We start from the raw sequence: 20,033 nt of genomic DNA, 5'->3' as shown, positions 1-20,033 counted from the left end.
ATCACGGCGTTGTGATGCCCGCGGCTACAGCTGCCTTGTGCCAATCCGGGAATTCACTCAGCAAACGGGTGTACAACTGGGCGTCGTCGACGGTGTCGATGTCGTCCAGCGCGAAGAATCCGGCATTGTCGACCACCCTGCCGTCGAGGTCGTCGAGCTTCTCCAGCACTCCGTAGTTGGCCTTGCCGATTCCGACGAACTGCCAAAAGGCCGGGAGCCCAGACGCTTCGCGCATCAATTTCGTGATTTCCTTGCGCTCGCTGAAGCCACCGTCGGTGAAGAACAGGACGAGCGTCGGCGCCGAACCACGTGTCAGGCCGGAAAGAATCTCAGTCATGATCGGCACTTCACGATTTGCGGCGCCGATCTTGTCGTAGTTGAATCCGCCGTGCGAGCCGCGCAAGTGCAGGTAGGTATCCGACCACTCTTCCGCGTCATGGACAGAGATCTCGGGGAGTTTGACGAAGCTGACTGCATACAAGTACGGCTCCAGCTTGCCGTCGTCATCGAGTTGGATCGCAACGGGAATCATGCGTTCGACAACACGATGCACCACTCTGGTGCGGTACTGCTTGGCCATACTTCCGGTTTTGTCGATCACCAGGACCACCCGTGCCCGAATTCCGTTGCCACCCTTCGTCAGCAGGACCTTGGCCACTTCGCGCTTTCGGAGGTCCAGCTTCTCCCGCTTCACCATGGAGAGTTTGGCTTCGTCGGGCACGGTCCGAATGCCGTCTGTCGTTTCAGCAGAGCCGGCGGGTCGAGCCGGCGGTTCCTCGTCGACCGACACTCCGAATGCTGTTACCAGGTCCGCCAATCCGCTGTCCCAGCCAGCTGACACGTTTCGCAGCTTCCAGCCCGCGCCGCGGCGATAGATCTCGACGAGAACCGCTGCCCTCTCACTCGTCAACCCCAAAGCCTGAGCCACGATGGCGGTGGAACCAACCTGCTCCACCACGACACCAAGGCCCCCGACAGCAGACAGGGTTCCGTTTGCCGCCGCATCAAGTGCCACGGCAACACTCAGCTGATGGATGTCAGCGGGCAACCTCGCAATGTCGATTTCGATGACGCCGCCGGACTCCAAGCGCACCGCGCCTTCGGGTGAGACCGGCTGATTGAAGAAGACAAAATCTGCGTCGTCCCGTACTTTGTTCCGTTCGTCGAGCTGGAACACCATCAGGTCTACCGTGCCCGGGGCGCTACCGTTCACCGCCACCTTCAGCGAAGTTCCCTCAACGACTGTGTTCGCTCCACGCGCCAGCTCCATACCGGAAGATTAGCTGGCCACCAAAGAATCAACGGCCCCGCGGTCGGAAGAATCACAGCACACTTTCAGCAATCGCGAGGATTCTCGAGGCAGACTGTTCGTGGAAGATATGTCGCACGCGGGACCAAGAGCCTGAACATCGACAGAATCCTAGGGTCGATCAGGAGGTCAAAATGCCGCACGGCCAGACGCGCACCATCCCGATGTTGCCACTCTTGCCACCTCTGACGAATTTCGACGACGCAAGTCGCTCGGTCGTGTCCTACCTCGACGAATATCTTCCGCTGGCACTGTGGTCGATCACGCGGTTCGACGGGTCCAATCAAATCTTTCTCACCGTCTCACCCAACCCACTTCACATCGAAGTCGGCGAGACCCGGGCTTGGCCAAACACCATGTGCAGCGGGGTGGTACTCGGAAATGCGCCGCCAGTCTCATCGAATCGCGCGCTCGTGCGCGCACTGTCCCGTGATGGCAGGTGGGAAGGCATTGGCGCATACCTCAGCATCCCAATCCTCCACAACGACGGCAGTCTCTTCGGCACTCTGTGTGGCGCCGACCCGAGTGCGGGCGACTCCGCACTCGAGGACAACCTGGCCCTCCTCAATCTCCTGTGCCGACTTCTCGGAACCATTCTCGATGTCGACTATCAGCGCGCGCAGTCAGTCCGACTGGCCGAAACTGCGCAACTCGATGCCGAGACCGACCCGTTGACAGGTCTTCTCAATCGGCGCGGGTGGAATCGCATCCTCGAGGCCGAGCAAACTCGGTACCGCCAATTCGCCGATCCGGGAGCTATCATCATCGTCGATCTGGACGGCATGAAGACCATCAACGACGAACTCGGCCACGCCGCGGGCGACGAATACGTTCAAAGGGCCGGCAAGATCTTGGCAGCGTGCGCGCACCCTGGTGCGGTGGTTTCACGGTTGGGCGGAGACGAGTTCGGAATCGCTCTGCCCGATACACAGCCGCGCGCCGTCGACTACCTGCTCGAGTGTTTGGAGAAGGCGTTCCGGAATGCCGACGTCTGTTGTTCGATCGGTCGAGCCGACTTTTCCATGACCCAAAGCCTTTCCGAGACTTGGGATACGGCCGATGCGGAGATGTACCGCCACAAGCGCTCGAAGCACTGATTCGACTCCTCCACGGCCGGTTGGCACCGCATCGGAGGATCCCTTCGATGCGGTGCTCGGTCCGTGTTCTGTTGTCGCCAAAGAGGTTTGACCTCTCAGGTTTTGAAGGTGGTGTTCGCCGGCCTGGGTTGCTGTCCGGGGTCGATCGAGGGCGGCGGGATGAAACAGGGTTTGTTGTCGGCGCCGATTCGGATTTCCCATTTGCCGACGAACCCTGATTTCCGGTGCATCAGTCGGTGATGTGAACGGCACAGCAGGACCAGGTTGTTCATCACCGTCGGCCCGCCGTTCGCCCAGTGCCGGATATGGTGCGCATCGGTCCAGGCGGGCACGCATGTGCAGCCCGGGAACGCGCAGCCTCTGTCGCGGGCAATCAACGCAGTCCGTTGTTCGGCGGTGACCAACCTCTTTCCTGGTTGCGCATCCAAGGGCGCGCCGTGATCGTCGAGCAGCACGGTCGAGAGGAAACAATCACACCCGAGAAGCCTTGTCTGCGAAACGGACAGCGGTCCGAGCCACGGCATGTGCCCGACATCAAGATCAGACACAGCCACTCCACCACCATCAGTTGGTGTGGCGGCGCAGTCCCGATGCTCCGCCAGATCGCGGGCGTTGATGTGCACGTTCACGTGCGGCCGCTGACCGCCGTCGGTTCCGGTCTTGGCGCAGTCGAGATAGCGGCGGATCAGTTCGGTGAACCCGTCCGCGGTCCGCTTCGCTGCCGACCGAGAATCCGGGGTTCCATCCGGTGCCGGGGTGGGCATCGTCAAATTCGACAGGGCCGACAGCAGCATTTCTCCGGTGAGGGCGTCGAAATCACCACGCACCACCACCCGACCGTTCAACGTCGACGCGATCCGCAACTCATTCCGATCCACATCCTCGGCGGGCGGAATCTCATCCGATTCGAAAATGCGCTCTAACGTCGCGATCACGTTCCGCACTTTCGTGGTTGTCGCTTCCACTCCGGACGCGGCAGCCAACAACAAATCGATACAGCGAGGGAGCGCTTCCTCCGGCATGCCCTTCGGTGGTGACTCACAGAACGCCACGATCAACACGGCATGATCGAACGAGCAATCCCCGCCATCGAACCGAGCAGCCACCGCCGGAAACGGCCGCAACGCCGCACCCAACGCGGCGATCTTCTTCCCGTCCCGAACCTGCAGCATCGTGTTAGCCGCCAACCAGGACCCCACACCGCGGCTGGCAATCACCTGATCATCCGGGCGCAACGACAACTCGTCCACCACAGCCACACGCACAGCTTCGAGGCGCAGAATCTCCGCACTCGCCTCGACAGCAGCAGCGCGCAACTCAGCAGCAGACAACTGCCACAGACGTCCGCGTAACCCCACCGCAGAACCAGACACCACATCCGACAACAAGACACTCATTGAATCCCCCGATCCCCTCCCCAAATCATACTCGAACATGCGTTCGAGTCAATACCTCACTACCAGCGCAAATAAGAGCAGGGAATAGTTCGACGGTCGCACGCGTATTATTTGAGTAAGCAATACTTGCGGTCGCAAATAAATGGAGGGCGTCACCGATGACAACTGATGAACACGTACGTGGTCGTGTGTGGCGCGACCTCGTCGTCTCCCACAGCGTCATCCTCGGCAAGATGGAGGCGGACCTTCGAACCACCACCGGACTCACCCTTGGCCAGTACGACGTTCTGCTCCGACTGCACCAAGCTCCGGGAAACACGATCCGAATGGGCGATCTGGCCGAACTGGTCCTGGTCACCACCAGTGGCGTGACGCGCGTCGTCGATCGATTGGTCGAGGCCGGATTAGTGGAGCGCGTTAGACCGGACAACGATCGACGCGTCGTGACGGTATCGATGACGCCTGCAGGCAAGAAGACGCTTCGAAAAGCGTCCGCCATACACACGCGAGGGATCGCCGAATATTTCTCCGATCTCATTGAAACCGAGGAGCTTCCGGTACTCGAACGCTTCTCCTCCCGACTTGCCACACATCACACCAATCAAGGCGGCGCATGCGATGCGCACGTAGGACAGCTTTCCATCACCCCCACGAACAGATAGCGAGAAACAACATGGCTTTCGAATTGGGCGTCTACCATTTCGGTGAACTCACCCCAGATCCCACTACCGGCGCGATGATGAATCCCGGTGTCCACCTTCGCCATTTGGTGGAGCAGGCAACCGTTGCCGATCAGGTTGGACTCGATGTCTTCGGCGTCGGCGAGCACCATCGCACCGACTTCGCAGTCTCAGCCCCGGCAGTTGTGCTCGCGGCAATGGCTCAGGCTACCGACAACATCAAGCTGTCCAGCGCCGTAACTGTACTCAGTTCCGACGATCCCGTCCGTGTGTTCCAACAGTTCGCGACAGTCGACCTGCTTTCCGAAGGCCGTGCCGAGATCATTGCCGGCCGAGGTTCGTACACGGAGTCATTTCCGCTCTTCGGGTACGACTTGTCCCAGTACAACGAACTCTTCGCCGAAAAGCTTGATCTACTACTGAAACTGCGCGACGAGAACCCGATCAACTGGGAAGGACAACTTCGCCCACCACTGATCGACGGTGACGTGACGCCCCGCCCGGACCGTCAGATTCCGGTGTGGATCGCAGTCGGAGGTACTCCGGCCTCTGTCGTCCGTGCCGCGAAACTGGGCCTGCCCCTCTCACTGGCCATCATCGGTGGAAGTTACCAACAGTTCGAACCGTTCGTCGATCTATACCGCAGGGCTGCAGCGGAGTTCGGACACGATCCGAAGAAACTGGCTGTCTCGATTGCTTCGCCAGGATTTGTCGATACCTCGAAGCAAACAGCACTCGACACGTCGTACCCGTACTTCCAGGCCGGGTGGATGCAGAATCATCATCAGCGCGGAAACGGAGTTCCCATGCCGCGCAGGGCATATGAAGCGCAGGCAACCACCGCGGGTGCGTTCTTCCTCGGCGGCCCGCAGGAAATCATCGACAAGACGATGGCGCAGTACGAACTGTTCCATCATGACCGCATCATGATCCAGATGGGGTTCGGCAACGTGCCACAGAAGGACATGCTGCGTGCGATCGAGATCCTCGGCACCGAAGTAGCCCCCGTTGTGCGTAAGGAAATCGAATCACTGAAGTCGTCCCAAAAATAGGAGTTTCGATGAGCACACCGCTCAAAATTGTTGCCGTTGTCGGCAACCTTCAAAAACCCTCCAAGACTCGCGCCCTCGTCGACCTGATCGTCGAAACCTTGGGAGACTTCGAGCAGATCGACACACGAGTTTTCGAAATCGTGGATCTGATTCCAGGTCTTGCATCTGCTCTGGATCGCGATCACGTCGACTCAGTGACCGCCGAAGCGCTGGCAGCAGTCGAGTCCGCCGATATCGTCATCGCGGCGTCACCGGTGTTCCGAGGCTCGTACACGGGAATGTTCAAGCATTTCTTCGATCTCGTGGACCAGTACGCGCTTGCCAACACTCCGGTGATTCTTGCTGCGACAGGTGGCAGCGACCGCCACGCTCTCGTGTTGGACCATGCCCTGCGTCCACTGTTCGCTTTCTTCCAAGCGCTGACCGCTCCGGTCGGGATCTATCTCAGCTCAGGTGATTTCGACGGAACGACTATCCTCAACCCCGAGGTATTCGAGCGTATCGAGATGGCAGCAAAGGACGTCCTGCCGGTAGCGAGGATGCTCGCGGAGCGGGATCGAGTTGCGCTGACGTGAACACCCCTCATTCGCACAACACGGCAACAGTTGCCGGTCTGAGGATGATCGAACAGCTACGTCAGGTTCACGAACCTCTGCGAGCCGATATCGAGGTACTCGAGAATGCCCTGCAACTGTTTTCGGACGAAACCGCCGATCTGACTCGGATACCCGAGATGATCGACAATCTGACGATCGCGGATTTCGTCTGGCAACTACGGGTCAACTGCGACTTCTACTGCAACACGCTGACTCTGCACCACACCATCGAAGATCAACGAATGTTCCCGGTAATGACCAGGAACTTTCCCGAGTTGGCCCCTGCGGTCGAACGACTGCAGGCAGAACACAAGCTTGTCGGGGAGATCGTGTCGGAAGCCAAGCGTGCGTCGCTCGCGCTGAGCACCGAATCCTCCACGGTCAATCGGGCACACGCCGCAATCTCCGAATTGGCGGATCATATGCAGTCGCACCTCGATTTCGAGGAGGCCACACTCTTTCCGTACTTCCGACGGATGGATCGCGACTGGCATTACGGCTGATCGCGCACACTCAGTGATTCTTCAGCTCCATCGCAGTAGCGTCGAAAGGGCCACCTCATGTCAGGAGCCCCCCATGACCACCCCGGATCAACCCACTGTCCAGCAATCCGTTCCTCAGCACCCGATTCGACCACCCGTCAATGCGGGCTGGGCAGTGGTCTCGCTGCTGTTCTTCTGGCCGCTTTCCTTCTCCGCTTTCACGCACGCCTTCAACGTGTATCCGCTGTGGGCTGACGGCGATATGGCCGGGTCGCGGTATGCGTCCGATCGAGTGAAACGGCTCGGTCAGATCTCGCTGTGGATCGCAGGCGGCCTACTACTCCTGGTCTGCATCCTGTACGCGAGTGCGGCAATCGTGTGGTTCGCCAACGGTGGCCACGATTACGGTCCGCGGCGTATGCGCTGAACAGCCACCCTGGTCAACCACACCACCAGGACATCACCTCATCAATCGATCGACGAACTCCATGGTCTGGTCCATCGAAGCGACCGTCGTTTGACCGTGGCTGATTCCGGCGAGTTCTTGATACTCGAACTGCGTTCCCCGCGAACGCATGTCGACCAGTTGCGCCCAGGTAAGGGCGACAGGAACCGTTGTGTCCGACACGCTCTGCACCACGCGCAGTGGACGGTCGTAGCCGTCGACCGGCACCTGCATCATCTCGCGAAACAGATCGTGGAAGCGTGGCGTCCATACCGACCGAGAAAACAACGAGCTCAATTGGATTCGTTCGGCGCGAATGTGGCGGCCGAGATCTCCGGCGCACAGTGTCCGAGCCTTTTCCATCCACTCGATCCCCTGCGGCGAGAGAACCTCGCGAATGTTCTCTTCGGGTCGTTGATCGTCGATCCCGGCCAGAACGTACAGCGCGTATCCCACCAGCCCGGTGATGCCGAAGTCGGGAAACAGCGGTCCGCCCAACGGAAACAGCCCTTCCATGTGTGTGGGGCCGGCAACAACGACCGAGCCGCGGAAATCCAATTCCGGTGCACGAGTGGTGGCCTCGTGTCCCGCGAAGTACGCCGCATGACCACCTTCGGACAAACCCGCGACCATCCACCGCGGACTCAGCACATTGCCGTACAACTCGTGCGCGGCCCGCACGATGTCGACGGCATTCGCCCCGGCGGCATGTCCGTCGAGATAGGCCAGCACCCCGTCGGTACCAACTCCCGAGTAGTCGGTAGCGACCACCGCGTACCCCTGCTCCAACCAGCGTTCGATCGGTTCGATCTCGCCCGGACCGAATCCGGTCGACGAGGGTGCACACTGATCCGCACTGCCCAAAGTTCCGTGGGCATAGGAGATGACGGGCCAACCGCCCGCCGGTGGGGCGCCTTCCGGCAGAAACACGGACCCTGACGACTCTCCCCATCTGTCAGCGGTACGCAGAGTTCGATAGACGACCCGCTGCGTCTCACCGGCGCCGACCGGAAACACTGCGGCCGAGAGTTCGCCATAGGACTCCAGCGCGCCCGCGACTTCCGGTTCGTCCGCCGTCGCCACTGCAACACCTGACCCCCACCCGAGACCCGACAACAGAATGCTCGCCACCACGGCCGCAACAGAGGTTCTACCCGAACGACTCACCACGCCAACCCCTCCCGACCTATGCAGAGCATGATGTCGATATGCAGATCATCATCACCGGTCACAGCCTGCCCGGACGTGAGTGTTCCGAAACCGCAACCTTCGAAGAGCGCAGCAACATCCACGTCGGCGTTCAGCGCCGAGGCAAGCCACACGAAATCCTCGACCTCGTACCGGGAGATACCGAGACAGTGCGATGGGAACTGACAGCGAGTCTGGAGCGAAAGTCCGGTGCCTGGGACTTACTCGGTCCATACATCCAGGGTCCACCTCGCGGACGCTTCATCTACCTGTCCTGGGTGACGGTATCCGATGACCAGACGTTCGAGATGTTTCGGCGCGCAAAGCTGATGCTCGACGCGATCCCCGAGCACATCGCCGAGGAGGCCGACGCTTCCGGCATGCTCCACGGAGACCTCGGCCTCACCGACGCCGCAGGTAAACCACTGTGTGCGGCTATCCGACCGCCGACGATCACATGGTCATCCTCGCCTTACTGAGCATCGTTCAGTAGTGTGGAGATCGAACACTTAGTCTGCCCGGTGGCCCCACACGATCGATACGGAGTCCGAACTGATGAGCACCGAACACCTCGATGTCCTGATCGTCGGCGCCGGCTTGTCCGGCATCGGTGCTGCGTATCGACTCCAGACCGAGCTTCCCGGCAAGTCGTACGCAATCCTCGAGGCCCGTGCGAACAGTGGCGGAACCTGGGACCTCTTCAAATACCCTGGCATCCGATCGGATTCCGACATGTTCACGCTCGGCTACCCGTTTCGGCCGTGGACAGATGCCAAAGCAATCGCCGACGGTGATTCGATCCTCCGGTACGTGCGCGACACCGCGCGAGAGAACGGGATCGACAAGAAGATTCGGTACAACCGGAAGGTGACGGCCGCATCATGGTCGTCAGCTGACTCGACGTGGACGGTCACTGTCACGACCGGTGACGAAGATGAAACCCTGACCTGCAACTTCCTCTATCTGTGCAGTGGTTACTACAGCTACGAAGGCGGATACACCCCCGACTTCCCTGGACGTGAATCATTCAGCGGCGACGTAGTGCACCCGCAGTTCTGGCCCGAGGATCTCGATTACTCCGACAAGAAGATCGTTGTGATCGGAAGCGGCGCCACCGCAGTCACTTTGGTCCCCACGATGTCGCGCGACGCGAGCCATGTCACCATGCTCCAGCGATCACCGACATACATTCTGGCTCTGCCGTCCAGCGACAAGGTATCGGACACCATCCGCGCAGTATTGCCGAATCAACTCGCGCACAGCATCGCTCGATGGAAGAGCATCGTAGTGAACCTGAGTTTCTATCAACTGTGCCGGCGCAGTCCAGCGCGTGCAAAGCGGTTGCTGAACCTCGCGATCAGTCGCCAACTCCCGGAAGAGATCCCACTCGATCCTCACTTCACACCCACCTACGATCCCTGGGATCAACGCTTGTGCGTCGTACCGGACGGCGATTTGTTCAAAGCCCTCCGATCCGGCAAGGCCTCGATCGAGACCGATCGCATCGACACTTTCACCGAGACCGGAATTCGTCTCGCGTCAGGTCGCGAACTCGAAGCTGACATCATCGTCACTGCAACAGGATTGAAGATGGAAGCGTGCGGCGGGATGTCGATCGAAGTGGACGGCGAACCCGTCACCCTCGGTGATCGTTACGTCTACAAGGGCATGATGATCAGCGACGTACCGAACTTCGCGATGTGCGTCGGCTACACCAACGCCTCGTGGACTCTGCGAGCAGATCTCACGTCGATGTACGTCTGCCGACTGCTGACGGAGATGGACAAGCGCGGCTATTCGAAGTGCGTGCCGCACGCGAGCGAAGAGATGGACCAGCGGCCGATCCTGGACCTGGCGTCGGGGTACGTCATGCGTGCTGTGGAACAGTTCCCGAAGCAGGGATCGAAGTCACCGTGGAACATGCGTCAGAACTACATCCTTGATCGTCTTCACTCGACGTTCGGGAGCATCAACGACCACATGACGTTCTCGAAGGCGCCAGCTCGACAGTCGACGCCGGAACCGAGCAAGAGTTGAGCGGACCACGAACAACCAGGTAGAGCAATCGGGCGAAGCCACCAATCGATCCGACGACAAAGAACACACCCGAACCTGCGACTACTGCACAGAGCGCACCGAGAACGATGATCGCCGACGCCTCTACCATTCGACCGGCGGACTCCGATCCGAGAACGTGTATTTCATCAACTCCTTCGTCCATAAAACTATTTTCAGCCGACCGTCCAGCCGGTTTGTAGGGACTTTAGTCGCGAGTCGGATCAAAATGGACTCATAATTGCAGGTCAAGCGTTCAGTTGGCCATTCCGGCCGGATGATCTCCAGTCCGTTCCGTTGTGATGGTCGGCAACAGAGTGCTGGTCGAATACATGGACGATTCACGAATCGACACGGTCGTATCAAATCTCCGTGCCTCTCCACCCACTCTTACGCAGGGTGTGGCCCAGCAGCGTGACCACCAGTGAAAACATCGGCAGGGCAATGATCACCCTCGCGGCAAACACCCCCGATCTTCCCGGCCGCGTCCTTCGCAGCGACAAGATCAACGAACTCGCGCAGGCCTGACAGCTTGACCTCGAAAGACGAAACCGCGGGCGACGAGTTCCAACGCCACGGCCACCGAGCAGGTTTGTGCCAACAACAACCCTGCCAATACAAGAATTTGCACAGCACCGGCCTGAACGGCCGATCCCGTCGCGAGCAACACACCGACAAAGGCTCCGGGCAATGTCACGAGGCCGACGGTGCGTGTCTGGTCGACTCCAGGCAGCAGAGCATCGGAGGCAGCGGTGCGGGCTACCTCCCACCGCGCATCGCGTTGGGAAAATCCAAGGCTCAGTGCTGCTTCCACTTCCCCGTACCGGTCGTCGACGGCGTCGAGTCCGCGTCTGGCTGCCATCGATGTTGCAGTCATCGCGCCACCCAGAACAATGCCGCCGATCGGCACCAGAGCGACGCCTTGCAGCGGAACCACTCCGGACAGCAGCATCAGTGGCAGAACCACACCGATTCCCGACGCCAACGCGATGGTCAGCCAAACTCCGGACGTCCCCGCGTTCGAGCGTCGTGCCGCGGTGAAAGACGCCGCAACGAACATGCCGGCGAGCACGAGGAGCGCCGACCAGATGTGGGCCAAGGCGGCGGCAAGGATCAACGAAATCGCAGCCAGCTGAAGAGCGCCACGAGCGAGGGCACCGGGGACCACCCGAACGCTACCGAGATAGGTGAATCGGTAGACGAGCGTGGCGACAAGTGCCATGACGATGCAGAGCACAGCCAGACGGATGCCGGAGTCGGCTATCGAAAGGCTCATGGGTCTCAGTGTTCCCTACGAGCCGAGTCCGATCCGAATTCGAGAACCGCTCAGAACACCCAACCGCGAAGGGCGACGAATCGCAGGCCACCGACAATTCCGCTCACGGCGATCACAAGCCCGGCTTGAAGAAGCCCGTCGGCGCCTGGGAGAAGGAAGCCGAGCGCACTGATGGCGGCAGAACTGGCGATCAACCCGACCAGTGCGAGTCCACCGCCTTCCCACTGCGCGGTGAACCAGTTGACGCGATCCGCGGCGTGGAAGGTGAGCCGGCGATGCAGTTCGTTGGCCAGAATGGTGCTCAAGACCGCACCAACTGCGTTGGCGACCAGCGCTCCGTCACCGCGCAGCGCCAGAAAAGCGGCAAAGTACAAGATGTTGCTGGCTCCGCCGACGAGGGCAAAACGAACGAGCTGAGCAAAGGCGCCGTCGCCGGCAAGGGCGCGAAGCCTCGTTGCCGCGAAACCTGCACTCCGCGTACCCACCATCGAGATCGGATTGCTCCCGACCCAGATGTCAGACGTGCTCATATCGGCTTCTCTCATACGGACAATCGGAACCACACGTTCCGCTTAGTAATATAGCACTAACGGAATCGATCATTCCGCTTAGTGCCGTAGACTGTGAGGATGCCGACAACACACCCCGACGCTTCTCATGCGGGGACCTCGGCCGACTGCTCACAGCCGCGCCTTCGGTCCGACGCCAAGGCCAACCTCGAGCGCATCCTCAACTCCGCTCGCGAGGTGTTCGCTGCCCAAGGACTCGACGCCACGCTGGCGGACGTCGCGAAGCACGCCGGCGTCGGCGTCGGCACCGTCTATCGCCGGTTCGCCAGCAAGGACGAACTGATCCAGGCACTGTTCGACACGCGGTGTTCCGAGATCGAAACGATCGCCGCCACCGCCCGAGAGATGCCCGACGCCTGGGAAGGTCTTGTCTACTTTCTCGACGTGATCTCTCTGCGCATGGCAGACAACCGCGGATTCGGCGATCTCCTGATGGACGGACGCTTCACGTCCGACACCTTCGCTCGCGCGCGCGCCGGGATCGCTCGACACACTGCAGTACTTGTCAATCGCGCCAAGGAACAGGGCACCCTGCGCAGCGACTTCGAAGTCAACGACATTCCACTTCTCATGCAGGTCGTCAAGATGGCCCAGAAGTTCGGTGGCGACGAGGCCCCTCAGGCTTACCGCCGCGCACTCGGGTTCATGATCGACGGACTCTGCGCGTCCCGCACCGACCATCGGGAACTGCCCGTGCCGGCGCTGTCCTCCGAGCAACTCGATCACGTCCTTCATCGGTTTCAGGCAACGCCCGGGAAGAACTGCTGAGTCGATTTCGGGGTCGACGCCATTGCGGCGTCGACCCCGAAATTTGCTGTCAGTGGGCGATTACCGGTTCACCTTCCGGCGAATCCGGAAGCAGTCCACTCCGAAGAACCAGTCCGGTCAAGACCGCACCGACCGCGAATATGCCTGCGGCCCAATAGAACGTCGTGGTGTAACTCTCGACGGCGGCCTGCGCCTGAGTCAGCGGATTCATCTCGCGGCCCACCAGGTAGTTGGTGGAAGCCGAGGCGGCAATCGTGCTGAGCAGTGCAGTTCCGATCGAGCCGCCCACCTGCTGCATCGTGTTGACCGTGGCAGATGCGACGCCGGCATCTTCGTGATGCACGCCTGAAGTTGCTCCCTGCATCGACGGGGCGAAAATGCTGCCCATGCCGAGTCCGGTGACGACGAGCCCCGGCAGAATGTGGACTGCATAGGTGCTGTCCACCGAGATCTGGGCCAGCAGAGTCATTCCGATCGCCGCGATGACCATTCCGCTCACGATCAGCACTCGCGGACCGACGCGCGGCAGCAAAACCGCTGTCGAAAGCGTTGCCGCTGTCACGATTCCGAACACCATCGGCATGAATGCGAGGCCGGTCATGATCGGGCTGTACCCGAGGATCAGCTGCATGTAGTACGTCAGGAACAGGAAGACTGCGAACATGCCTGCGCCGGAAAGGAAGATCGCCAGGTACGAGCCCGCCCGGATTCGGTCGAGGACCACCCGCAGCGGAAGAAGTGGGTGCTCGGACTTGGTCTGCCAGTAGATGAACGCCGCCATGAACACGACGCCGGCAACGAGCCACGAGATAGTGGGAGTTGCACTCCACCCGTCCGACTCGGCCTTCGAGAATCCGAAGACGATGCTGAACAAGCTGATCGACACCAGGATCGTTCCGGGGATGTCGAGCTTGGGTCGCGAGTCACTGGTGTGCGGCGCGAGCAACAGGACTGCTCCGACCAGAGCGATCGCCGCGAAGAAGAGATTCACGAAGAGGCACCAGCGCCAGTCGACCCACTCGGTGAGTGCGCCGCCGAGCAGCAGTCCGATGGCGCCACCACCACCGGCAACGGCACCGAAGATACCGAACGCCTTGGCACGCTCACCTGGATCCGTGAATGTCACGGACAGCAGCGACAGGGCTGCCGGGGCAAGGAGCGCACCGAATACGCCTTGGCCGGCACGAGCGGCAACAAGCATTTCGAAGTTGACGGCTGCGCCACCGATGGCGGAAGCGACTGCGAAGCCGATCAGGCCGACGATGAAAGTTCGCCTGCGCCCGAACAAGTCGCTCAATCGACCGCCGAGTAGCAGCAAACTGCCGAACGCCAATGCGTATGCCGTGATGATCCACTGGCGGTCCGAATCACCGAACTCCAGTGAGCGCTGCGCAGCAGGCAGCGCGATGTTGACGATGGTGGCATCCAAGACCACCATCAGCTGCGCAATTCCCAGAACCGCGAGAACCAGCCACCGCTTTGCGTGGTTGTCCCCTGAAGGCGCTGAGGACTGCTCGAATTCAGTCCGTTCAGCAATGTCTGACATAGTCCCTCGCCCAACCTATGCGGAGATGGCTTCTCCGGTTAGCAAAAACGCTACACCAAAACGGAGAGGCTGTCTCCACTTGGCGGGTAGAGTGGGGACATGAGTACCGCAATGGAGCGCCCCCTTCGCGCCGATGCTGCACGTAATCGGCAGTTGATCATCGACGCCGCACGTGAATTGTTCGCCGAAGAAGGGATCGACGTCACACTCGACGACGTCGCCCGGCGCGCGGGGGTCGGCGTCGGAACGGTCTATCGGCGGTTCGCCAGCAAAGAAGAATTGATCGACGGAGTCTTCCAGCAGAACTTCGCCGACATGGCAGCGGCCGCGGACGCGTCACTTGCCAATCCGGATCCGTGGGACGGACTTGTCACCTTTGCCGAATTCGCCTGCAGCCGTATGTCGGTCAACCGCGGACTCAAAGACGTCCTGAACGGAACCGACGAGGGATGCGAGCAAGTCGCATGCCAACGATCCATCATCGAACCGTCGGTCGAGAGGATCTTCTACCGGGCCCAGGAGGCCGGGATGCTGCGCACCGACGCCGTACCGACGGACCTGTTCGGCCTCATCTTCATGGTGGGCGCAGTCACCGAATTTGCTCAGCCCGTCAACCCGACCGTGTGGCGTCGATACCTCTCGGTAATGCTCGACGGCCTACGCACGGAGGGCTTGCACCGTGACGCACTGCCCCTTCCTCCACTGAGTTCGGAGGAATTGCACGAGGCCAAGCAATGCCTGAAAGACCGCCGCCGTTGAGCGGTTCGGTCAGATCTGCTCACGAGGAATGAAAATCCACATCACGATGTAGATCAGAAACTGCGGGCCGGGCAGCAGGCACGAGAGTACGAACAGCAAGCGGACAGTCGACGACTTCCAACCGAAGTACCGAGCGATTCCGGCGCACACCCCACCGAACATTGCTCCCGAGCGGGCGCGGGTGAGCTTGCGGGTATTCATCGGGGAGGTCATGTGTTGTTTCCTTTCAACGGAACTCGCGGTTCATCCGCGTCGACCTCCACTATCCGCTGCCGATCCACCTGTGCGCATCAGGCCATGGACCCATCTTTTCCGACGCGGTGTGTCCTCAGGTACGAGTCCGTCCCCGCGTCGGACTCAGGGTTCTCCCCCACACCCCGGCCTCGGACCTCAGCCTCGCACCTCAGCAGGGAAACATGCGTCGAAGCCGTTTCGGAGCCGCAAAAGGTTGCCAGTTGTCGACGTCCTGCGCCAGACGATCGGCAACGGTCCACAACGCCGACGGGTTGTGGGTCAACCCCATGTGACTGCCTTGCACCGCAATGCTTTCCGACAGGCCTGCCGAGGTTTCACAGCACGCTTGCCATGGAACGATACCGTCGTGCCTGGAGTAGACCGACGTGGCGGGAACGGAAATAGGCGATCCCTGTTCGGATTCGATGCCGTCGACCGGAGGCAGTATCGCGTGATTGCCGGACAAACGAGCGTAGAGAGATCCGACTCTCGTCTGCTCCAGACTGGTGAGACCGAAAGGACTTCCCAGTGTCACTACCTGACGCACCGAATCCGGCAGGTCCCTCGCCAGCTTTCGAGCGTAGATACCGCCCAGACTCCAGCCAATTACCGACACCTTCTGCTCGTATCGATCTGCTACCTCGGCCAATGCGGCAGGCAGTCCGTCGACCACCGTCGCCGTCGGACCGGTGTTCAGACCCAGATTCCAACCGTGAACCCGGTATCCGAGAAAGCTCAAGTATGTCCTCAAGGCGAGAGTCGAAACGTCCGAAGTCAGCAATCCGGGGAGAACGAGGACCGGATGCCCGTCCCCACGCGGCGATCGAAGCAACCACGGAGCCGCGAGAAGCAGTGAAGCGATGTCGACCAGTCCGCGCGTCGGCTCGCTCAGACACATCGCCAAGGATGGTGGCCCCGGAACGAGTGGGTCGACTTCACGAATCAGCGTCGATCGCTGCGCCCAATCGAATTCGGTCTCCGCGAAATCGATCGCCGGGACTTCCGCAACTACGGACACCTGAACTCCTGTCGGCCGGTGCCCTCGTCGGGGCGTGTGGTGGGGCGGTTCCGCGAGCTGTGTGCTCAACCCGCGGAACCTTGTCCTCATCCACCACCGGTAGCGAACCAGGACCCGTTCTGCCCACAGATTCGTGACCAAAGGCCTCTCGACCACACGAACACTGTGTGATCCAGAACACTAGTTTTGGTTACGTTGCATCTACGTTGCGTAGATGTTTCGTCGCTACCAAGGAGAAGCTCGACAAGTCTTGTCAAGCACTGCGGCAGGCCGTTTCCTCCGGCAGAGCCGTCGGCGCTGCAGGTCCGAAGGGTCTGAGTGAAGTCACGCGGCCAATCGGTTGCGGCTCGATTGATCCCCTTTTCCAGTCGCTGCAACCAGCCTGGAAGCCATGATCGGTACAGACAGCGGTACCCAGATCCGACAGTTCGCATGCCGGATCTGTTTGTCGCGACGTTTGTCGGCGCAGACATTCCCACCGATCCGCAAGACAGCTGTCAGCCTGAAGCCTCGAAAGTCCAGTTCCGGCAGTGGGTCAGGCGCCTACGGCGATGTGCCAGGCCTGGCGTCCCGGCGCGTGACTGATTTCCATTGGCGACCGGATCGGGGCAACGAGAACAGCAGCAGCACAACTACTCCAGCGAGCACGATACCGATCAGATTGACACCGAGCTGAGCCAGCGAACTCAGCACGACATTCCACTTACCTGCGAAGACCGCAACGACCGCCAATCCCGCAGCTGGCACCGTCGTCACCGAGATGAACACCCCCACCAGGACCGTAGAGGTAGAGGTGACCGTTGCCAGCATGCCAGCCGCTCCCGCCAGCAGTGCTACCACCAGTGAGAACGGCCCCACCTCGTAGATGAAGTCGAATGCGCGGGCGTTCTCGACATCGCCGATTCCGACCCAGCCCAGACGAATCCACAGCAAGGTAGCCAGGCCGGTGAGGGCCATCGCGGCCGGAAACGAGATCGCGAGTGTACGAATCGAATTTCGCACGAGATCTTTGTCTCGACGTACCAGACCCACTGAAAGCGCTGCCAGCGGCCGGAACTCCGGCCCCACCACCATTGCACCGACCAGGGTCAGCGGCGACGCCGTGGCAACACCGACTGCCGAGAGCAAAAACGCGATCACCAGGAAGGCCAGGAACGCCGGAGTCAGTCGGGCACCTTCGCGCACCTGACCGAGCAACTGCTCCCACACCACTGTCTCGTCGGGACTTCTCGGGGCCGCAGTGTCCGCCCGTTCTGCGGAGAGGGACAGCATGGTTCCCGCCGGCTCGAACGAAATACCGCCAGCCCTCACCAGGTCCAGAGCAGTCAACGCGGCAAGCACGTCGTTCGCGCATGCGCGGGCTACATCGGCCTCGATCACATCTCCCGGCGGATCGACAGCGGCTCTGAGTGCGAGTGTCACATGAGTAGCCCCAGGTTCGGCGGCCAACATGTTCAGCACATCTCCGGTCCGCTCACTCGGCGAGATGACACGCAGATGCAGCACAGTATTGTCTCCTTCAGCCGGCGGTGGCCTCGGGTGCAGGCAGCATCGACGGCCGGTCCATCACCGGAAACCATAGCGGGCTCGGACATGTCTCAACACCGTGGATTCTCAGCGCTACGAGCCACACTCCCCCGGCGCACATACATCTACCGCACTGCGTCAGTCGCTAGGGCGCTCACGCAGCCGCGGCGGTAGTCGGTCCAAGTTGATAGATCGCGTTATCGCGGAGGAGCGCCCACCACACGTTCAGTCTCCGCCTCCCAACGCAAGAACCGCCTGCGTATGACACTGCCCCTCGGCCCGTTTGCGGGTACAAAAAGCCTACGACTGAGCGTTGTGCCGGATACTGTGCTGCGCGGACAGATAGAAGGCCCGCAACAGCCTGCGGTCGTACCTGCGCGGCCGGCGCAGATTTCCACTGACTCGGCCCGAATCTCGCGGCACAGGCGCTAGACCCTGAGATGCCGGCCAATCTGTCTGCGCTTCCGAACGCAGACACGTCACCACCCGTGGCGGCGACATCTGCCCAGCCACCCGCACCAACTACCCGTTTGCGGCCTCGACCGCGGCGTCGTCAATCCGAGAGGCGTTGTATGCCTTCTTGTTCCGGAACCACACTTCCGACTTCGTCCGGCCGAATTTTCGAAGTCCGTCAGGCGATTGATAGATCGAGTCGTCGAGAACACCGGGCGGCCGTTCTCCTTCAGCCATGCGAACAGCAGCACAAAAAGAGCCATACCCGGCGTCCCCAGGCAGCCCCGAACCGACAAATGTTCGGCCAGTATCGCCCGGGAAAAACGGTAAGGAAATAACAACTGGCAGAAACAGGACCCGCGCAGTCGCTGAACTGCCGTTCGAGCTAGCGCTCAGTTCGAGCAACTCTCGGGTGGCAGATTTTCGGCGGCCCACGTTGTCAGTTCACTGAGAGCGGGGAGCAGCGCCTGCCCCGACGCTGTGAGTTCGTACTCCACGGCGATGGGCGGACCTGCATCGACGCTCCTCGTCACCAGGCCTGCCCCTGCCAACTCCGTCAGGCGTTCCGAGAGCACCGAATCACTGATCCCGCCCACCGCGCGCTTGAGTTCGGAGAATCCCGCCGGCCCGTTCAGCAGCGTGCCGAGAATGACGCCGTTCCACCGTTTGCCCAGGAAGCCGAACGCGCGGGCCAGAGCCCCGTCACATGCGCGGGGCTCGTGTCCCGCTTCGCTCTTGCTTGCCACCCCACCATCCTAGCCACAGTGCTAACGTATCCGTAGGCACTATTTTTTTACTAGCAACTAGCTTTACCGGGTGTTGCTCGGTCGAGCTACCACGGAACGGAAACCCCCGATGTCTCTCGACGCAGCCACCCCATTCACCGCCCAGCAACTCGACGAAGCCGGCCGCGAACTCCTCTTCACTGCGGCTCGCACCGCCAACTCCTTCTCGAACGAACCTGTGACCGACGACGAACTGACTGCGATCTGGGAGCTCGCGAAGTGGGCACCGACCGCGGCCAACACCAATCCGCTACGTGTGCTGTTCGTCCGTACCGAGGAAGGCAAAGCACGCCTCGTCGAGCACATGGCAGACGGCAACAAAGCCAAGACCGAGGCCGCTCCTGCAGTTGCCGTTCTGGCGGTGGACACCGAGTTCTACAAGCACATCCCCAACCTGTTCCCCATTCGCCCGGAGATGAAGGACTACTTCGAATCCGACGAGGCTGCCGCCAGTTCGACGAGTCGGTTCAATGCCGCACTTCAGGCCGGCTACGTGATCCTCGCGATTCGCGCACAGGGTCTGGTCGCCGGCCCGATGGCCGGGTTCGACGCCGACGGCATCGACGGCGAATTCTTCGCAGACGGACGTTTCAAGACGATCCTCGTGGTGAACATCGGCCATCCCGGTGAGAACCCCTGGTTCGATCGTCTGCCGCGCCTCTCCGATGAGGATGCGCTCAGCTGGGCCTGAGGACAATTCGGACAAACCAAGCAATGCGGGAGAGTTCTGCGGAACTCTCCCGCTTTGCCATCTCCAGCGCGTTTCAACTCTGCCCGCAGTGGGTACATACCCGCGT

At 60.9% G+C, this 20,033-nt stretch carries 22 protein-coding genes and 1 pseudogene; 11 read left to right on the top strand and 12 right to left on the bottom strand.

Annotated features, from left to right (window positions below; genetic code table 11):
• Window position 1 precedes the first annotated feature (1 nt).
• Window positions 2–1,270, bottom strand: coding sequence for a VWA domain-containing protein (locus P3G66_RS02550; protein ID WP_050654800.1), 1,269 nt, complete (start codon window positions 1,268–1,270; stop codon window positions 2–4).
• 173 nt (window positions 1,271–1,443) lie between these two features.
• Here P3G66_RS02550 and P3G66_RS02545 point away from each other — a divergent pair, with 173 nt between their 5' ends.
• Complete coding sequence (locus P3G66_RS02545) at window positions 1,444–2,406, top strand: sensor domain-containing diguanylate cyclase (protein WP_064443764.1); 963 nt, start codon at window positions 1,444–1,446, stop codon at window positions 2,404–2,406.
• Window positions 2,407–2,501: 95 nt separating this feature from the next.
• On the opposite strand, the gene P3G66_RS02540 is transcribed toward P3G66_RS02545, so the two are convergent.
• A complete protein-coding gene (locus tag P3G66_RS02540; protein WP_276116141.1) occupies window positions 2,502–3,803 on the bottom strand; it encodes an HNH endonuclease signature motif containing protein in 1,302 nt (433 codons plus the stop codon).
• Between the two features lie 158 nt (window positions 3,804–3,961).
• Between P3G66_RS02540 and P3G66_RS02535 the strand changes: the two genes are divergently transcribed.
• The 5 genes from P3G66_RS02535 to P3G66_RS02515 all read left to right on the top strand — a co-directional run bounded on the left by P3G66_RS02535 (window position 3,962) and on the right by P3G66_RS02515 (window position 7,040).
• Window positions 3,962–4,465, top strand: coding sequence for a MarR family transcriptional regulator (locus P3G66_RS02535; RefSeq protein WP_064443762.1), 504 nt, complete (start codon window positions 3,962–3,964; stop codon window positions 4,463–4,465).
• Window positions 4,466–4,476: 11 nt separating this feature from the next.
• Window positions 4,477–5,535 carry an LLM class flavin-dependent oxidoreductase gene (locus P3G66_RS02530; protein WP_054781093.1) on the top strand — a complete coding sequence of 353 codons (1,059 nt, stop codon included), beginning with the start codon at window positions 4,477–4,479 and terminating at the stop codon, window positions 5,533–5,535.
• 8 nt (window positions 5,536–5,543) lie between these two features.
• Entirely contained in the window at window positions 5,544–6,110 is a 567-nt protein-coding gene (msuE, locus tag P3G66_RS02525; protein WP_019745144.1) for an FMN reductase, read from the top strand.
• Window positions 6,107–6,634: a hemerythrin domain-containing protein gene (locus P3G66_RS02520; RefSeq protein WP_030535215.1), complete on the top strand. Its 528-nt coding sequence runs from the start codon at window positions 6,107–6,109 to the stop codon at window positions 6,632–6,634. The genes msuE and P3G66_RS02520 overlap by 4 nt, the downstream gene beginning before the upstream one ends.
• Window positions 6,635–6,707: 73 nt before the next feature.
• On the top strand, window positions 6,708–7,040 hold the full coding sequence (locus P3G66_RS02515; protein WP_276116140.1) for a CD225/dispanin family protein: 333 nt from the start codon (window positions 6,708–6,710) through the stop codon (window positions 7,038–7,040).
• Between the two features lie 33 nt (window positions 7,041–7,073).
• Here P3G66_RS02515 and P3G66_RS02510 read toward each other — a convergent pair whose 3' ends face one another.
• The gene (locus tag P3G66_RS02510; RefSeq protein ID WP_047271110.1) at window positions 7,074–8,228 is read right to left on the bottom strand and encodes a lipase family protein; all 1,155 of its coding nucleotides are present in this window, start codon (window positions 8,226–8,228) and stop codon (window positions 7,074–7,076) included.
• A 38-nt stretch (window positions 8,229–8,266) separates the two neighbouring features.
• On the opposite strand from P3G66_RS02510, the gene P3G66_RS02505 reads away from it, so the two are divergent.
• Window positions 8,267–8,725 (top strand): DUF5990 family protein, encoded by a 459-nt coding sequence (locus P3G66_RS02505; RefSeq protein WP_042452701.1) that lies wholly within the window; start codon window positions 8,267–8,269, stop codon window positions 8,723–8,725.
• A gap of 76 nt (window positions 8,726–8,801) precedes the next feature.
• Entirely contained in the window at window positions 8,802–10,283 is a 1,482-nt protein-coding gene (locus P3G66_RS02500; RefSeq protein ID WP_073513614.1) for an NAD(P)/FAD-dependent oxidoreductase, read from the top strand.
• A gap of 523 nt (window positions 10,284–10,806) precedes the next feature.
• Here P3G66_RS02500 and P3G66_RS02495 read toward each other — a convergent pair.
• The gene (locus P3G66_RS02495) at window positions 10,807–11,577 is read right to left on the bottom strand and encodes an ABC transporter permease (protein WP_276116139.1); all 771 of its coding nucleotides are present in this window, start codon (window positions 11,575–11,577) and stop codon (window positions 10,807–10,809) included.
• 50 nt (window positions 11,578–11,627) lie between these two features.
• Window positions 11,628–12,065, bottom strand: coding sequence for a GtrA family protein (locus P3G66_RS02490; RefSeq protein WP_020908979.1), 438 nt, complete (start codon window positions 12,063–12,065; stop codon window positions 11,628–11,630).
• A 141-nt stretch (window positions 12,066–12,206) separates the two neighbouring features.
• Here P3G66_RS02490 and P3G66_RS02485 point away from each other — a divergent pair, with 141 nt between their 5' ends.
• Window positions 12,207–12,914, top strand: a complete 708-nt coding sequence (locus tag P3G66_RS02485) for a TetR/AcrR family transcriptional regulator (protein ID WP_007731468.1) — start codon at window positions 12,207–12,209, stop codon at window positions 12,912–12,914.
• Window positions 12,915–12,963: 49 nt separating this feature from the next.
• On the opposite strand, the gene P3G66_RS02480 is transcribed toward P3G66_RS02485, so the two are convergent.
• Entirely contained in the window at window positions 12,964–14,460 is a 1,497-nt protein-coding gene (locus P3G66_RS02480) for an MFS transporter (RefSeq protein WP_003940566.1), read from the bottom strand.
• A gap of 99 nt (window positions 14,461–14,559) precedes the next feature.
• Between P3G66_RS02480 and P3G66_RS02475 the strand changes: the two genes are divergently transcribed.
• Window positions 14,560–15,219, top strand: a complete 660-nt coding sequence (locus P3G66_RS02475; RefSeq protein WP_080712681.1) for a TetR/AcrR family transcriptional regulator — start codon at window positions 14,560–14,562, stop codon at window positions 15,217–15,219.
• A gap of 9 nt (window positions 15,220–15,228) precedes the next feature.
• Here the strand turns inward: P3G66_RS02475 and P3G66_RS02470 are convergent, their stop codons facing one another.
• The 6 genes and pseudogenes from P3G66_RS02470 to P3G66_RS02445 form a co-directional block, all read right to left on the bottom strand.
• Complete coding sequence (locus tag P3G66_RS02470; RefSeq protein ID WP_003939828.1) at window positions 15,229–15,432, bottom strand: PspC domain-containing protein; 204 nt, start codon at window positions 15,430–15,432, stop codon at window positions 15,229–15,231.
• 190 nt (window positions 15,433–15,622) lie between these two features.
• Window positions 15,623–16,471, bottom strand: coding sequence for an alpha/beta hydrolase (locus P3G66_RS02465; RefSeq protein WP_063315824.1), 849 nt, complete (start codon window positions 16,469–16,471; stop codon window positions 15,623–15,625).
• Between the two features lie 543 nt (window positions 16,472–17,014).
• A complete protein-coding gene (locus P3G66_RS02460; RefSeq protein ID WP_073513615.1) occupies window positions 17,015–17,977 on the bottom strand; it encodes a DUF389 domain-containing protein in 963 nt (320 codons plus the stop codon).
• A 175-nt stretch (window positions 17,978–18,152) separates the two neighbouring features.
• Window positions 18,153–18,494 (bottom strand): annotated as a pseudogene (locus tag P3G66_RS02455) (transposase); the annotation flags it as partial.
• A gap of 26 nt (window positions 18,495–18,520) precedes the next feature.
• The gene (locus tag P3G66_RS02450) at window positions 18,521–18,688 is read right to left on the bottom strand and encodes a hypothetical protein (protein ID WP_021332067.1); all 168 of its coding nucleotides are present in this window, start codon (window positions 18,686–18,688) and stop codon (window positions 18,521–18,523) included.
• Window positions 18,689–18,843: 155 nt separating this feature from the next.
• Window positions 18,844–19,197: a helix-turn-helix domain-containing protein gene (locus tag P3G66_RS02445; protein ID WP_007731459.1), complete on the bottom strand. Its 354-nt coding sequence runs from the start codon at window positions 19,195–19,197 to the stop codon at window positions 18,844–18,846.
• 109 nt (window positions 19,198–19,306) lie between these two features.
• On the opposite strand from P3G66_RS02445, the gene P3G66_RS02440 reads away from it, so the two are divergent.
• A complete protein-coding gene (locus P3G66_RS02440) occupies window positions 19,307–19,927 on the top strand; it encodes a malonic semialdehyde reductase (protein ID WP_007731458.1) in 621 nt (206 codons plus the stop codon).
• Window positions 19,928–20,033 lie beyond the last annotated feature (106 nt).

The sequence above is a fragment of the Rhodococcus sp. C3V genome, assembly GCF_029269915.1.
GTDB classification, from domain to species: Bacteria; Actinomycetota; Actinomycetes; order Mycobacteriales; family Mycobacteriaceae; genus Rhodococcus_F; species Rhodococcus_F qingshengii.
Note: the sequence above shows the minus strand (reverse complement) of the source record. Positions and strands in the feature narration are given on the sequence as shown.